Origin of the sequence: Alteribacter keqinensis (assembly GCF_003710255.1) — a bacterium.
GTDB lineage: Bacteria > Bacillota > Bacilli > Bacillales > Salisediminibacteriaceae > Alteribacter > Alteribacter keqinensis.
In genome coordinates this window covers 183,737-198,914 of the sequence record NZ_RHIB01000002.1, presented here as the reverse complement: position 1 = coordinate 198,914, position 15,178 = coordinate 183,737, and the positions used below count along the sequence as shown (strand labels likewise).

The following is a 15,178-nucleotide window of genomic DNA, read 5'->3' as shown; positions in this document are numbered from 1 at the left end:
CTGCTATGAGAGGTTCTTCATAGCAGGCTCAGGGTTAATAGATTAATAAAGAGAATTCTTCGTAATTTTGTTCGCAAGAGCCTGGAGGATCAGGACGATCCCGATAATCAGAACGGCCATTGCAGAAGCGGTGTACACTTCACCACGGAGGAGGTTCTGGAACACGACGAGAGACATCGGTGCCCAGTTGGATGGTGCCATGAGGATCGTGATACTCGTTTCTTTAATAACGGTTACGAATACGAGAATGGATCCTGCGGCGATTCCCGGCAGCATAAGCGGTCCGACAACGGTGATGATCGCCAGAAGCTTGGATGCCCCCAGGTTGACCGCGGCTTCTTCAATATCACTCTTAATGGCCATCATCGTACCCATTGTAGAGCGGATCATGTAAGGCATACGGCGGATCGCGTAGGCCACAATGAGCAAGAACGCTGTTCCTGTAAGCTGTAGCGGTGCTGTATTAAACATTTGGATGTACGCGATACCGAGTGCGATACCAGGTACGATCAAAGGAACGGATGAAATAAAGTCGAGCTTGGTTGCGTTTTCCCGTACAACAAAGTAGGAAACGAAAGTGGCAATGATTACACTGATCACCAGTGCGCCTCCTGCCAGGATGATACTGTTCAGAATGTTGTCACCTGAGCGGGTAAAGATCGTCTGATAGTGATCAAGGGTAAAGCCACGCGGAAGCAGGTCTGCGCCCCACGTTGTTGCAAAGGACTGCATCACAACGGATAACACTGTGAGTACAGGGATCAACACGACAAGACCTGTGTAGATCGCAAGGGAAGTTGTTACGATTTTGTTGTCGTTAAGCTTCGTCCCTTTTGGTTTACCGGAAAGGGTGCCGTAGTCTTTTCCTTTTGTCACAAGGCGCTGGAGCCAAAAGAACAGGGCTGCCACAACGACCATGACCACAGTAAGAATAGAGGCACCGGCCCAGTTAAAGAAACCTGAAATTTCACGGTACGCTTCTACAACGATCAGGTTGAGTCCGTCCGGTGCAAGGATGATCGGTGTACCGAAGTCCGAGAAACTGACCGTAAAGATCAGCAGGGCACTGGAGATAATCCCCGGAATCGCAAGGGGGAACGTAATGAAAATCATCGTCATCCAGTTTTTTGCTCCCATGTTCTGTGACGCTTCTTCAAGGGAGATGTCGCTGATTTTAAATGCTGCAACCATAGGCCATAAAGCAAATGGGAAAAAGAAGAATGTCTGAATCATGACGATCGCGGTCATGGAGTAGGCGCTGATGAGCGTGCCGTCTCCACCGAGAGACTGGTAGATCGTCGTTACCCACCCTGTACGGCCAAACATAATGATAAAGCCGGCAGCTGAGATAAACGTTGGTACAATGATCGGCATTGTACAAAGAGCGGCAAAAGTCTTTTTAAACGGCATCGTTGTTCTTGCAAAACCATAGGCGATCGGCAGACACATGATGATAACAAGTAAAGATACGCCTAAAGAAAGGGCAAGACTGTTTCTGAGTGCTGAGAAGTACACGCCTCCGCCAAACAGGCTTCCCCAATGCTCAAGTGAAGCGTTTGAAAGGCGTTCCAGGTTGGCCGATAAAATATCCGGGTTGGTTAAGGAACCGAGAATATTGACCGGCTGGCCGGTAAAACTGACGATCAGAACGGACAGGAGCGGTAAGAGTAGGAAAAGAAAGAAGAACGCTCCAATGAATAATTTCATAATGGTCAGGCTGTCAAACTTTGAGAAGCGGCTGTTTTTTGTTTTTTTATTCGGACGTTTTGGCGGCTGGGTCTGAACCTGGGTTGGTGTGCCGTTGCTCATATCAGCAACACCCGTTCCGGTTCAATCGTAAGTTTTACTTTATCCCCTTCTGTCAACAGCGGAACACCCTGGTAGTAAGGCTGTTCGACCATAAACTCAAATTCTCCCACCTTCACGTCGTAGCGGATGTTCGGTCCGAGGTACGTAAACATTTCCACCGTGCCGTCCAGAATGTTCTGAGCTCCTGCAGGTACCTGATCACTTTTGTAAAGTTCAATTCCTTCAGGTCGGATAAGGGCCTGCACTTCTTTTTTATCCGGTTTGTAGGAGGACTTGATGGTTTGACCTCCGACCTTTACAGTAACTCCGTCAGCGTGCTTGTCTACGACATCGCCCTGATAGATGTTAGAAGATCCTACGAAGTCAGCGACGAAGGATGTTTTTGGATGACCGTAAAGTTCAGTCGGTGTTGCCTGCTGGACGATTTCCCCGTCCTTCATAACGGCGATACGGTCAGCCATACTCATGGCTTCTTCCTGGTCGTGGGTTACGAAGAGCGTTGTAATACCAACATCCTGCTGAATTTTCCGGATTGTCGTCCGCATCGTATTCCGCAGTTTTTTATCCAGGTTGGAAAGGGGTTCGTCCATCAGAAGAACGGCAGGCTCCATAACGAGGGCACGGGCTAAAGCAACACGCTGCTGCTGTCCGCCGGAAAGTTCATTTACGCCCCGGTCGGCCAGATGGCCCATTTCCACGTAATCAAGTGCTGCGTTTACTTTTGTCTGGATTTCTTTTGACGGAGCTCCAAAGCGCTTGCTCATGAGGCGGGCAAGGCTTTTCACTCTTCGTCCCGGTGAACCGGAGTAAACTTCACGGACGGTCAGGCTGTACGCTACGTTTTCAAACACGTTATAGTGTGGGAAAAGGGCGTAGCTCTGGAACACCATTCCGCAATTTCGTTTATTGGCAGGGACGTTGTTGACCACTCTGTCACCGATCGTAATTTCACCGGAAGTTGGGGATTCAAAGCCGGCTACACAGCGCATCGTCGTTGTTTTTCCGCAACCGGATGGACCAAGAAGGGCGAAAAATTCGCCCTCTTTGATGTCCAGGTTCACGCTTTTCAGTGCTGTTACGTCTTTATATTTTTTGATAAGCTGATTTACTTTTACTGAACCCATGAATATAGCCTCCTACTGTTATAGCCAGATAATTTTTTTATTGGTAACGGTCGCGCCATTGCTGACGAATGTCGTCGTAGTTATCTACAACCCAGTCAATATCAAGGTCCTGTGCTTTATCCTGAAGAGAGTCAAGAGTAAGCTCGGATTTTGGTTCTACATTAGGGTCCATCGGGATGTGGTACCAGTCAGCTTTAATCTGCTGTCCTTCTTCAGAAAGCATGAAATCAACAAACTTCTGTGCGCCTTCTGGGTTCGGTCCGTCTTTGATTACTGAAACCGGGTTAACAAGGATTGGTGTGTTGTCCGGTACGTGGAAGCCTACAGACTCACCGCGCTCTGCCATTTGATAAGCCATGAAGTCAAAGCCGATTCCCATTGATGCTTCACCGGAAGCTGCCGCCTGTGCAGGAGCACCGCCGGAGTCAGGCATGGAGTTCATCTGGCCGACAAGTTGATCTAAATACTCCCAGCCTTCTTCTTCACCTTTGTCCTGAAGCTGGCTGATGATAAACAGTGTTGCCGTTCCTGACGCTGCCGGGTTTGGCATTTGAAGCTCATCTTCCCAGCGAGGGTCCAATAGCTCGTCCCACGTTTGTGGAAGCTCATCTTCGTCTACAAGGTCAGTGTTGTAAATAAGGCCGAGGGCAAATACTTCAACGCCAACCCATTTCCAGTCTTCGTGACGCACTTTAATGTCGTCTTCAATAACGTCCCAGTCCGCTGCAAGTTCAGGAGTGTAGGACTCGATAAATCCGTGCTCAATAGCTGACTCGAAAGGAAGGATACCGCCCCCGCCATACCAGAGGTCTGCCTGAGGGTTATCCATTTCTGCAATCATCTGGTTAACAAGAACGTTCGTACCTGCATAGTTTACGTTTACTGTGCCACCGTGTAATTCTTCAAACTTTTCTGCCATTTCACGTGTCATGTCCGGTGTTTCAGGAGAGTAGATCGTGATTGTGCCGATGTCATCTTCGCCATCACCTGCCGCATCATCGCCACCGCCGCATGCTGCAAGAATTAGAGAAAAAGAGAGAACAAGAACGAGTAAAAACCAACTGTTTCTTTTCATAGAAAGAAACCTCCATCCATTTAGTATTTCGCTAAAATGTTAGCGTTTTCATAAGGAATAAAAAAAGAGAAGACAGGTACCCAAGGACACACTGGTAGCAAGATAACGTACCAGTCGTCCTTAAGGGTGATCTCATCTTCTCTTCCCTTAATTCCGATTTGAATTTATCTAAATTATAGCACAAATAAAAGCGTTTACAATAGATTGTAAAGAAAATATTACGAAATTGTGAATTTTATTAATGGAAGCTTTGGAAGGTGTGGGAAAGGGGGTGTGCGAGGACCGTACGGGGTCTGACCCTGTGTTCACCCTTGAACACAGGGTCAGACCCCGCACGATTTTGTGGGAAATTGTATAATGGGGAGGAGAATGAATGATGAGGTGGTGTGGCTGTGAAGAAGACGATTGGAATTGATCTGGGCGGCACGAGTGTGAGGGTCGCCCTTGTAAACGAAGGAGGGGAGGTTCTTGCTCATGAAAAGGCGGCGACGGAGCCGGAGCTTGGATTTGAATTTTTCCTAAACAAAGTCTGCGGAATGATTGAGCGTGTACAGGGCGATGAGCATGCTGAAGGAATCGGCCTTGGGGCACCGGGTCCTTTGGATCCGTTCAACGGTTTGATCCTTGATCCGCCGAACCTTCCCGGATGGAGAAATGTGCCCATCGCACAGCGCATAAGCGGACGGACAGGGAAGAAGGTAACCCTCGATAACGATGCGAATGCTGCGGCCCTTGCTGAATCCCGGTTCGGCGCGGGGCGAAACGAAGACAGTGTGATCTACATAACTGTAAGTACCGGCATCGGTGCCGGAATTGTCCTGAACGGCCTGCTTTTTATCGGAGCACAGGGCAATGCGGGAGAAATCGGCAACATGATTGTTCAGCCCGGGGGGGATCAGCACGGCACCCTGAACCCGGGAGCTCTTGAGGCACTGGCTTCCGGTACGGCAATCGGCCGTCTCGGAGCAGAGCGGCTCGGCTTGACTGGGGGCGCGAAAGACGTTTTCGAACGTGCCTCTGATGGAGATGATGTTGCTCAGGCAATCATCGACGAAGCCATCGGCTACCTTGCCATCGGTGTCGCCAACCTGATGAACAGCTTCAATCCGGCCGTCCTCGTTTTCGGCGGCGGGGTCATGGAGCAGGCGTCCGTCCTGCCCCTTCTCAAAGAGAAAGTCACCCCTCTTCTTTATCCGAGTATGAGGTTCTATATTAATATGAAGAAAGCCGGTCTCGGAACCGATGCCGGTGTGATCGGCGCCGCACTTTTACCCGTTGTGAAACGAATAAAATAGCTTTTCGCGTATCGTTCGTGGTATTCTTTTTCATATTAAACGTAGACGCGAAAGGGGTCATCCAAATGACAGACACAAAAACATGCAAGGAATCGCGGGTAATCAAAACCGCCCACGTGTTCCCGAGCGATACAAACAATCACGACACCTTATTTGGTGGAAAATTGATGAGCTTCATTGACGACGTGGCATCACTCTCTGCGATCAGGCATGCGCGGATGCCTGTGGTGACAGCGAGCACCGACTCCGTGGACTTTTTAACACCGATCGTTCCGTCCGATTCGGTATGTCTCGAGTCATTCGTGACGTGGACTGGCAAGAGCTCAATGGAAGTCTTTGTGAAAGTAGTAGCAGAACATTTACTGGACGGTGAACGCCGGATCGCCGCTACCGCCTTTTTAAGCTTCGTCGCCCTGGACGAAAACAAAAAGAAGGTGCCGGTTCCAAAGGTTGTCCCGGAAACGGACGAAGAGAAGAAGCTTCACGAAACAGCCCCCGTCCGCCTCGAAGCCCGGAAAAAACGCCGGGAGGAAAGCAAGGAGCTCGCTTCTTATTTAACGACGAAGCGTCTTTGGGAGCAGGGGTAGTTGTTGGGCGTGCCGGATCACATTCGATCCGGCACGTTTTTTTGCGGGCGAATGTAAAGATATGAAGGTTTTGTGTAAAGTTATGCTGGATTTTTATTAAGATATGAAGGATTTTTGTTAAGATAACCAGATCCGGATCCAATTTATTTCCAAATGCAACTTTTTCAAACACCAGACACCAGCGAAAAACATTTTTTGAACTTTTTCATTAAGATATGTTCCCTCTATATTAAGAATTGCCCCCTCAACATTAAGAATTGGAAATCTGCTCCCCAAACTTTCCCAATCCCGCACAAAAAAAGGATGCCCGCCACCCGGCGGGCATCCTTTTCTTCAGTTTGAGGTTACTCTACGTTAATGTAAAGCTTACCTGCTGCTCTTTCACGTTCTTCATTGCCGTAGTCGTCGCGTACGATGACTTCGACTTCAGCGCCTGGTGCTTCTACGTTAGAGGTTGCTGTGTAATAACCGACGTAGTAGCCAGGAGACTGTTCCTGCATTGGCAGCTCAGTTGCGTTTTGAGCTGATGGCAGGTTCGTCAATGGCATGAGGATGACGAATGATGCGTCGAGTCCTTCTTCAGCGTTGAAGCTGATCAGAACCGTTTCACCGGCGTTCAGATTCATGTCTTCTTCCGGTGTTACATTCGTAATTTCATAGTCACCGAAGTTTGCGTAAATGGTCATGTTCTCGACTGTACGGTTACCCGCGTGGTCGATGGCAACGACGCGGATGTCGTTTGCACCTTCATCAAGAAGGAGACGGTGGTTAAAGTTTCCTTCTTCGTCAATGTCAGCACGCTGACCGTTGACGTTAACGCGGCGAAGGTTCTCGTCAATTGCCTGTCCTTGAACACGAACCGTTTCCGTGTTTACGCGGTCGCCGTCAGCAGGGCTTGTGACAACAAGCTCTGGAGAGTCCTGATCAAGGATGACAGTGACAGGAGCAGATTCACCGGTGCGGCCGTTCTCTGTGCTTGCTGCAGCAGTCAGAACGTTTTCGCCGGCAGTAAGGGACACGTCAGTTGCGAAATGACCATTGTCATCTGCAGTCGTGTGAGCCACTTCTTCACCGTTGTTGGAAACGTGAACGTCTACACCAGGAGACGCCTGACCTTCAACTGTTACACTATCTTCGTTCGTGTGCAATCCGTCTTCTGGAGACGTGATTTCAGGAACCGTTACCTCGTAGTTTACAAGGGCACGGATCATGTAGTTTCCTTCAGCTGCAGGAGACTGGCTGAAGGATCCGCCGACATACTGCCAGCTGCGCTCGGCGTATGGACCGTCTTCATCTGTTCCAAGGCCTGGAGCGTAAGGGTTTGGCTGAGTCTGGATGTACATCATGTAGAAGTCTCCTTCTACAACAACACCTTCGCTTGACAGGTCAACCTGCGTCCACGTACCGTCACGGTTCGCTTCAGCATTAACCGGTCCTGCGATCATGTTTCCAGGAGCACCGTTTGATCCTGTTGCGTCATAGACAGCAACCTGGAACTCAGTTCCGCCTGGTACAGGCCATTCCGTATCCCAGAAGCGGAACAGTCCGCCTGTGATAAGGGCACTGTCCTGGCCTTCTTCAAGGCTCATTCGGACAGCCCAGCCGTTGCCTGCGTCAAAGAATGCACGTGCGTTTTCAGCTGTACCGTCATCGTAGCCGATTTCGCCCGGGAAACCGATGAACGGAGTGAGGCTGAAGTCAGCTGTTGTTACTTCGTCGCCAGTGATTGTCACTTCTGTTTCGTCACTGTAGAACGATGGAGCGAATACTTGAAGCGTGTACGTTCCTTCGTAAGCGTCGATTAAGAATTCACCGTTTTCATCTGTGTGAGCAGGTGAAACGCGTGGGTCTTCTTTTAATAGAAGAGTTGCGCCTTCAATTGGCTCGTCAGTTGCTGCGTTTGTTACTGTACCGGAAACAGTACCGCTGTCCAGCTCGTCCAGGACGAAGTGAACTTCAGCGGTTTCGTCAGCTTCTACAACAACGCTCTCCTGAGCTGTGTGGAAACCGTATGCTTCTGCGCGGACCGTGAAGTCACCGGCAGGGTGCATCATGCTGTAGCTTCCGTCAGCCGGGTTTGTCTGAACCGAACGTCCGGATTCAAGAACAGATACTGTTGCATGCAATGGAAGTCCGCTAGTGTCTTCTACTACAGGATCATCATTGTCGGAATTGCCGTCGCGACCTTTGCCTTTGCCTGGCTTACCGTCGCGATGTCCCGGTGGTGTAAACTTCGCTTCTTTGCCTGATGGAGCAACGTGCAGCGAAGGATCTGTCTGTTTTTTGGCCAGACCTGGTGCATTACTACTGCCGATGCCTTGGTTCATTGGAGCCATCATCATCTGACTGAAGCTGATGCCGGAGTCGATGATGCCGATAGAGCCGCCGAAATCGTCAGTGCCTGTTGCTTCATCTGTAAGGGAAACGTGGTCGATATACCAGCCTGGGCGGACGATGATGAAGTCGGAGTAGGCGTTATAGCCGACAACGATGCGCTCACCAGCGTATTCGCTCAAGTCGATGGATGTGTCAACCCAGCCGCCGGATTGATTGGTAACGGTGCGAAGGGTGTCCCACGTGTCCATGCCGTCTGTGGAAACAACAAGGTAGCCGTAGTCGTAGTTGTTTTCAAAGTTGAACCACTCTTTGTACTCGAGGTAGAAGTCGCCTTCATCAGGAACTTGTACCGGAGGCATAATGAGTGTTGCGTTCATGTTGTTGCCGTAGTCACCGGCAAGGTTCGTCGCGTACACGTTGTCGCCAGTGTAGGCTTCACCCGGTCCGGAAGTCGGTGCGCCCCAATCCCAGCTGTCATTTTCGCCGAAGCTCATCCAGCCGATCGGGTTGCTTGAGAAGTCCTGGAAGTAGCCTGTGGAGATGGCTTCGTTTACAGCAACTTCATACACTTCTGTTTCAACGGTGTTGCCGCCGAAATCGTCGATCGTAAAGAAGTATTCTACTGCCGGTGCGTCAATGTCTGAGCCCGGGATGGATACCGTGTACGTGGCGTCGCGGTAGTTTCCGCTTGAGCGTGATGCATCAAGCTCGTGCCATTCGCCGTCTTTTTCAAAAGAAAGCGTAACGTCTGTGATGCTTACGTTATCCTGAACGTGGATCTCAAGTGGAAGGTTCAGGCCTTCGTATGTTTCAGCAGGAGCTGTGTGCTGGTACGTCGGTGCTTCAGTGTCTTCACCATCCTGAAGGACTGTACCGGCAATGCTTCCTAGGCCGTCAAGAATACCGGCTACTGCATCGTAAGCGTTGATAATCCCATGTCCGAATCCGTTGTTCGGAGCTTCAGGGTACTGACTGTTCGTGCGTGGTGTTGCTGTGTCTTCGATAATCTCAGCAATGTCGTCATGGGAAAGATCAGAGTTTACCTGTTTGATTAAAGCTACTAATCCAGCTACGTGTGGCGATGCCATGGATGTACCATTCCAGCCGCCTGCATAGTTGGATCCTGGAACTGCTGAACGGATGTTTACACCAGGAGCACTCACATCAGGCTTCATTTCACCGTATGGAGATGGTCCCTGGGATGAGAAGCTGGCAAGGTTCATGCTTGAATCAGTGGCACCTACTGCGTAGGATTCAGGATAGTTTGCAGGAACGCCTACTGTTCCAGGACCTGCTGTGTTACCGGATGCGAATACCGGGAAGATTCCGGCTGCCTGCCAGTTTTGTACCATCGGACGGAACCATTCGTTCATTCCGCCAGCGCCGCCCCATGAGTTGTTAACAACGTCCGGAGCCATTTCAGGGTGAGGGTTGCCGGCTGCGTCAGTTGGCGCCAGGACCCACTGTCCACCTGCAAGGATGTTGGCCTGTGTACCGCCGCCTGAAGCAGCAAGAATCTTAACTGCGATCCACTCGGCACCAGGTGCCACACCGATTTTGTTTGTGCCGTTTGATTCAGCACCAAGAGTTGTACCGTTTACGTGCGTTCCGTGACCGTGATCGTCATAGGAAGCTTGCTGGCCGTTAACGGCGTCAAAGAAGTTGAAGGTGTGGTCAACGGAGTCAGTTGCTGAGTCATATCCGCGGTACTGTTCTTTCAGTGCCGGGTGATCCCACTGAACACCGGTGTCCATGTTGGCAACGACGATTCCCTGACCGTCGATTCCCATGTCCCATACTTCATGAGCACCGATCTGTTCGATGTTCCACTCCACGTTTTCGTTTTGTGTTTCTGGAGTGGATGCTGGGGCGCCTTCCGCTTTAAGGTCAGGGCCGCCTGCACTAAGGATCTGGAATGTTTCGTTTGGTGTGATTTCAGCAATCTCTGAAAATCCTTTCAAAGATTCAAGAACTTCTTTTGTAGCGGTAACCTCAAGTCCGTTAACGATATAGAAAGACTGGAAGCTTTCTACGTTACCGGCTGCCTGCTCTTTTTCGAGGAAGGCTTTGAGTTCCTTTTGGGACTCCATTTGCGTTGAGCGAAGTTCGGAAACAATCGCTGTACGTTGAGCGAGTGTTACGTCAGACGTGTTGGCGATTTGGATTTTATTGCTCGCTACGTCTGCTGCTACTTGTTCTGCGTCGACCTGATCTTTCATCTTAACGAGGAAGGAGACGAATCTCTCATCCTGGAATTCTTTTATTACATCGCTGCTGATTTCAACGGCAGCGTCTTTATTTGTTTCCTGTAAGTAAGATGTGGCTGCTCCGTCACCGGCGCTCGCTGACTGGGCACTCGCATGCTGAGGCAGTAACATCGGAATCATTAAAGCGAATATCATCGTAAAGATGATCCACTGGCGTATCGTTCGTTTCTTCGGCAAATCAATCACTCCTTCTTATTTTGGAAATTGTCGGGGGTCTGTCCCCGCACAAAATGTTGCGGGGACAGACCCCTGAACATTTTGTGAATGATTGTAAGAGCTTGAACGGGTGGCTTGTCCGCACTTGCCTGAATAAATATGTACGGGTCGCCGCTGATATTTGGATGATGTTTGCGTTTTTTAGATAAGATTGATTCTAAGATGCCGTTTGTGGAAGTTGTGCTGGTGGTGCAGTTGGAAACCGGTCTCAGCGCCATTGGAAGAAACTCAGCTTGTCCAATTAACAGCCTGTTAGAGTGAGAGGGGGGAGGCTGTTTATAGTGGTTGCCGGTTCTCTTTTCCATGGATACGAGGCAGGTTTCATAGTACAGGAGACTTACCGTAGTTCTTTTGTCAGGAACAACGAAAGCCCTGATTCGATAGATGGGTTCGACAGACGCTGAAATGGGAGGAATAACAGCGGAATGTTGTTGAACCTGGCTGAATGTGTAAAACGATTACCATTGAAGAAGCATGTGAACAGATAATGGTGGATGTTCCATTATTTTGTTCACTTTAGAGCACAGAAGACTTCGGCGGCTTCCAATTTCCTTGAGGAAGCAGCCTTCGGATTTTGTGCCATCACTGTCTTCAATTCCCCGATAATCGTACGCAGGTGTTGTCAGCCCTTACGTTCTATCACTTTTCCTGCAGTGAAATCTGTGGGACATTCTATCTCTCTTGATCCTCCTTTCTGTTAACCGGGACTGTCTTATTGAGTAGCCTCGTGTTGTTAATGTGCATTTTATAGAACAATTTGGAATAAATCACTAGCAATTTAGCAAAATAAGGCTAAAGAATTCAGAAAATTTGTAAAACTAGTAAAGAAGTTTGAGGAAATACGAAAAGGTGAATTTATTTGTAGGATTTTTCCACTAAATACGTTAATTTGTAAAGAAATAAGGCAAAAGACTTGGGGGATATTGTCGGACGGGAGGGAGTTCCTATACGCATAAAGTAGTAGACAGGGAGGTTATGAACAGTGTCAAAATACATAGGTAGTCCTAGTAATTATTATGAAAGAGTCGAGGAGAGTGTGAGAGGTACTACGATTAAAGTCGAATATGTAGGGCATTAGGTATGCAGGGGAAGATATCCCGGGATGTCGGGAGGGAGGGCGCGTTTGGGAGACTCAGCGTAAACCGCTGGAACTCAGAAAGTCAGGGTTTAAGCGGTTCTTTCGTTTTTTAAGCTGCAAATGAGAGGAGACGGTTCACGAATCATGGTTTATGAGCATTTCTTTCCAAGGACCCGGGAGTCTCTTGCCGGCTTTATATTTATGCTCAATACTTCACGTGGGGTCTGACCCTGTGTGGGTTAGTTCACAAACAGGGAAATGTAAAAGCCGCTGGAGGAATGGGAGATCCTCCGGCGGCTTTCGGTTTGCTGGACTGGGGGTATTTTATTGTTCTTTTAGGATAAGAGACTTTTTCCCGCCTACGGTTACGGAAAGCTTGCCGCGTTTGACAGGATAAGCGTCGTTGCCGTCAGACACCGGGCGGAACGTTCCTTTACTGAGACCGGAGAGTTTGACGGTCTTTTCCTCGTCATCCCCGTTGAGCACAACAATAAAACGGTTTCGGTCATCGGTGCGCTCGTAGGCAACGAATTGTTCGCCTTTTTCAGCCGAAAGGAAGCGGAATGAACCGTCACGGAACGCACGGTACCCCTTGCGAAGCCCGATCAGATCCTTATAGAAGGCAAACAGTTCTTTATCCTGACGGTCTTCATCCCACACCATCGGCTTCCGGCAGTCTGGATCATTGCCCCCGTCCATACCCACCTCGTCACCGTAATAAATACAAGGCGCACCGGTGTAGGTAAGCTGGAACGTTGCCGCAAGCTTCATAAGATCTTTATCTCCATCAGCAATTGTCAACAGGCGGGGCGTGTCATGGGAGTCGAGAAGGTTGAAAGCAACCTCATTCGCCTGTTTCGGGTAGGCGACCTGCATCGCATCAAGACGTCCCATAAAGTTCTCCGCGTCAATCGTTTTCTTCGCAAAAAACTCAAGAATGCTGTTTGTGACCGGGTAGTTCATAACGGCGTCAAACTGGTCTCCCTCAAGCCATGCCATGGAATTATGCCAGATTTCACCGAGGATGTAGGCTTCCGGATTGGCCTTTTTGACTACGTTCCGGAATTCGCGCCAGAACTGGTGGTCAATTTCGTTCGCCACATCAAGACGCCAGCCGTCTACACCGATATCCTCAACCCAGTAGCGCGCCACTTCAAGAAGGTACGCCTTCACTTCAGGGTTCTCCGTGTTCAGCTTCGGCATGGATGCCACAAAACCGAACGTATCGTAGTTAGGAAGAGGCTCTGTTTTAACCTCATTCTCACGAAGGTAAAACCACTTCGCAAAGCGGGACCGGTGGCCGTTTTTTAACACGTCCTGGAACGGTGGAAAATAGAAACCACTGTGGTTAAATACCGCGTCAAGCATGATCTTAATGCCGCGCTTGTGAGCTTCATTCACCAGGCGCTTCGCCGTTTCATTGTCGCCAAACTGTGGATCGACCTTCAAATAGTCAATCGTGTCGTATTTATGGTTTGATTTCGCTTCGAAAAAAGGTGTGAAGTAAATGCATGTAATCCCGAGATCCACGAGGTAATCGAGGTTGTCGATTACGCCCTGGAGGTCGCCTCCGAAGAAATTGTCACGGGTCGGTACCGCATCCGGTGTCCAATCTTCCACCCCTTCAGGGTTAAGAGAGGCGTCACCGTTGGCAAAACGCTCAGGGAAAATTTGATAAAATACAGCATTCTTCACCCATGCAGGAGGCTTGTTTACGTCTGCCGGGTTTAGGAAAGGAAACTCAAACATGCCGGACGGAGACTCGAGCATTCCGATCCCGGACTGGGACTGGGCGCCTTCCTCCTGAAAGCCCACTTCATTATAGTAGAGCGTTTCTTTACCGCTCTCGAGACGGAATGCATACGCAAACCGGCGGAATTCCGGTTTCACGGCAGCCTCGTAGTAGTCGAACAACGTGTCACTGGCAAACTTCGTCATTTTCGTTGTCTCGATGAATTCCTGAGTAAAACGGTACTTGTCCCCGTGAATCAGATACACATTGTCCAGATCATTTCTCTTCGTACGAAGGCGGATATGAAGCGTTTCGTGATCGTAAGCATACGCATAGTGCGACTTCGGCTGGTGAAGAATAGCCTCTAATAACATAAACTGTCCCTCCTGCTAAATACATAATTTCACACAAAATTGTGCGGGGGCAGACCCCGTTGCGGGGCGCACCCGTTGATTGGCAGCGTGTGACCGTATACAATGATAGCTGTAGTTATTCTCAGATGGATAAGAAAGAGAAAGAGAGTGCAATCGTTTGCACAAACTTTTCAGCAAGACACTGATTTTTAACAATTTCAGTATAGCACGCCTGTGAAAGCGTGTCTATTTCACTTACAACTGACAATCAGGAGGAACATACGATGAACGATATTCTGCTTTTCGAACCCGTATTGAAAGAAAAAATCTGGGGCGGCAGCAAACTTGCCGACGATTTCGGATACAGTACACCTTCCAGCCGAACGGGAGAGTGCTGGGGCATTTCCGGCCACGAAAACGGCACGAACCGCGTCATAAACGGCCCTTACGAGGGAAAAACAATACGTGAGCTCTGGAACGGACACCGGGAACTTTTTAACAATGAGCCGGGGGACGAATTCCCCCTTCTTGTAAAAATCATTGATGCACAGGACGACCTGAGCGTTCAGGTTCACCCGGACGACACTTACGCCAAGAAACATGAAGGCTACGCATTCGGAAAAACCGAATGCTGGTACATTCTTGACCACGAACCTGATGCAAGGCTCATACTCGGTCATAACGCCGAAACCCGGGAGGAGCTGGCTGACATGGTGGACAAAGGACAGTGGAACGACCTTTTCCGCGAAGTTCCCGTCAACAAAGGCGATTTTTACTATGTTCCGAGCGGCACCGTTCATGCCATCGGCAGCGGCATCGTGATTCTGGAGATTCAGCAAAGCTCCGACATTACCTACCGCTTTTATGACTACGACCGCACCGATGACGCCGGAAACACCCGGGACCTTCATATTGAAGATTCAATCGCCTGCTCCATGGTTCCACATGAAGACGCAAAACCGGCACAGCATACCTGGACGGAAGCAGGTCTTTCCATCACCCGCCTCATCGAGGAAAACTACTTCACTGTCTATCACTGGACCCTCAATGGCACGGTGAGCCGTGACGTGAACGAGTACACCCTCGCGAGTGTCGTGGACGGCGAAGGAGAAATAACAATCGGCACAAACACACACCAGCTCAGAAAAGGTGCCCACTTCATCATCCCGGCCACGGCTGAGCGCTATGAACTGCGGGGCAGCATGACCCTGATGGCATCCCACACAACCAACCCTTAGGGTAAAGAAAGACGAGAGACTCTCGTCACCGGTAAACCGGAAGCTGCGACCAAAAGAACCCCTCCTT

8 protein-coding genes are annotated in these 15,178 nt (G+C 49.6%); 3 read left to right on the top strand and 5 right to left on the bottom strand.

From position 1 onward, the window contains the following. Positions 1 to 42: 42 nt before the first annotated feature. The 3 genes from EBO34_RS12555 to EBO34_RS12545 are packed head-to-tail and all read right to left on the bottom strand — an operon-like array spanning position 43 to position 4,008. Complete coding sequence (locus EBO34_RS12555) at positions 43 to 1,809, bottom strand: ABC transporter permease (protein ID WP_122899058.1); 1,767 nt, start codon at positions 1,807 to 1,809, stop codon at positions 43 to 45. Then, a complete protein-coding gene (locus EBO34_RS12550) occupies positions 1,806 to 2,933 on the bottom strand; it encodes an ABC transporter ATP-binding protein (RefSeq protein WP_122899056.1) in 1,128 nt (375 codons plus the stop codon). The genes EBO34_RS12555 and EBO34_RS12550 overlap by 4 nt, the downstream gene beginning before the upstream one ends. Before the next feature lie 37 nt (positions 2,934 to 2,970). Further along, positions 2,971 to 4,008, bottom strand: coding sequence for an ABC transporter substrate-binding protein (locus EBO34_RS12545; protein WP_122899054.1), 1,038 nt, complete (start codon positions 4,006 to 4,008; stop codon positions 2,971 to 2,973). A gap of 392 nt (positions 4,009 to 4,400) precedes the next feature. On the opposite strand from EBO34_RS12545, the gene EBO34_RS12540 reads away from it, so the two are divergent. Next, positions 4,401 to 5,303: an ROK family protein gene (locus EBO34_RS12540; protein ID WP_122899053.1), complete on the top strand. Its 903-nt coding sequence runs from the start codon at positions 4,401 to 4,403 to the stop codon at positions 5,301 to 5,303. Positions 5,304 to 5,368: 65 nt separating this feature from the next. Next, entirely contained in the window at positions 5,369 to 5,890 is a 522-nt protein-coding gene (locus EBO34_RS12535) for an acyl-CoA thioesterase (protein ID WP_122899051.1), read from the top strand. A 344-nt stretch (positions 5,891 to 6,234) separates the two neighbouring features. On the opposite strand, the gene EBO34_RS12530 is transcribed toward EBO34_RS12535, so the two are convergent. Both EBO34_RS12530 and EBO34_RS12525 read right to left on the bottom strand, forming a co-directional pair. Then, positions 6,235 to 10,680 (bottom strand): S8 family serine peptidase, encoded by a 4,446-nt coding sequence (locus EBO34_RS12530; protein ID WP_249414083.1) that lies wholly within the window; start codon positions 10,678 to 10,680, stop codon positions 6,235 to 6,237. Positions 10,681 to 12,112: 1,432 nt separating this feature from the next. Next, a complete protein-coding gene (locus EBO34_RS12525) occupies positions 12,113 to 13,894 on the bottom strand; it encodes an alpha-glycosidase (RefSeq protein ID WP_122899049.1) in 1,782 nt (593 codons plus the stop codon). Between the two features lie 263 nt (positions 13,895 to 14,157). On the opposite strand from EBO34_RS12525, the gene manA reads away from it, so the two are divergent. After that, positions 14,158 to 15,111, top strand: coding sequence for a mannose-6-phosphate isomerase, class I (gene manA / locus EBO34_RS12520; protein ID WP_122899047.1), 954 nt, complete (start codon positions 14,158 to 14,160; stop codon positions 15,109 to 15,111). Positions 15,112 to 15,178 lie beyond the last annotated feature (67 nt).